This is a genomic window from Hydrogenophaga bisanensis, from assembly GCF_042665135.1.
GTDB classification, from domain to species: Bacteria; Pseudomonadota; Gammaproteobacteria; order Burkholderiales; family Burkholderiaceae_C; genus Hydrogenophaga; species Hydrogenophaga bisanensis.
This window is the reverse complement of the sequence record NZ_JBHTBX010000037.1, coordinates 1-971: the sequence shown is the minus strand read 5'-3', so window position 1 is coordinate 971 and position 971 is coordinate 1. Positions and strand designations below refer to the sequence as shown.

The following is a 971-nucleotide window of genomic DNA, read 5'->3' as shown; positions in this document are numbered from 1 at the left end:
TTGTTGAAGAACGGGGTGTGACGGCCACCTTCGTCCTTGGACAGCACGTACACCTCACCGGTGAAGTGCGTGTGCGGCTTGATGGAGCCGGGCTTGCACAGCACCTGGCCGCGCTGCACTTCCTCGCGCTTGGTGCCGCGCAGCAGGATACCGACGTTGTCGCCAGCCTGACCCTGGTCCAGCAGCTTGCGGAACATTTCCACGCCGGTGCAGGTGGTCTTCTGGGTGGCGGAGATACCGACGATCTCGATTTCCTCGCCGACCTTGATGATGCCGCGCTCGATACGGCCGGTCACCACGGTGCCGCGACCGGAGATGGAGAACACGTCTTCCACGGGCATCAGGAAGGTGCCGTCCACGGCACGCTCAGGCGTGGGGATGTAGCTGTCCAGCGCGTCGGCCAGCTTCATGATGGCCTGCTCGCCCAGCTCGCCGGTGTCGCCTTCGAGCGCCATGCGGGCCGAACCCTTGATGATCGGGGTGTCGTCGCCGGGGAAGTCGTACTTGGACAGCAGCTCGCGCACTTCCATTTCGACCAGTTCCAGCAGCTCGGCGTCGTCCACCAGGTCAGCCTTGTTCAGGAAGACGATGATGTAGGGCACGCCCACCTGGCGCGACAGCAGGATGTGCTCGCGGGTCTGGGGCATCGGGCCGTCAGCGGCCGAGCACACCAGGATGGCGCCGTCCATCTGGGCGGCACCGGTGATCATGTTCTTGACGTAGTCGGCGTGGCCGGGGCAGTCCACGTGGGCATAGTGGCGGTTGGCCGTCTCGTACTCGACGTGGGCGGTGTTGATCGTGATGCCGCGGGCCTTCTCTTCCGGAGCCGCGTCGATCTGGTCATAGGCCTTGGCCTGGCCACCGAACTTCTTGGACAGAACGGTCGTGATGGCAGCCGTCAGCGTCGTCTTGCCGTGGTCCACGTGACCGATGGTGCCCACGTTCACGTGCGGCTTGGTCCGCTCAAATTT

General features: G+C 64.5%; 1 protein-coding gene. It reads right to left on the bottom strand.

The genetic code is table 11. From position 1 onward, the window contains the following. Positions 1 to 971 (bottom strand): elongation factor Tu (gene tuf, locus ACFQNJ_RS19320; RefSeq protein ID WP_382260382.1); only part of this gene is annotated, 971 nt, incomplete at both ends.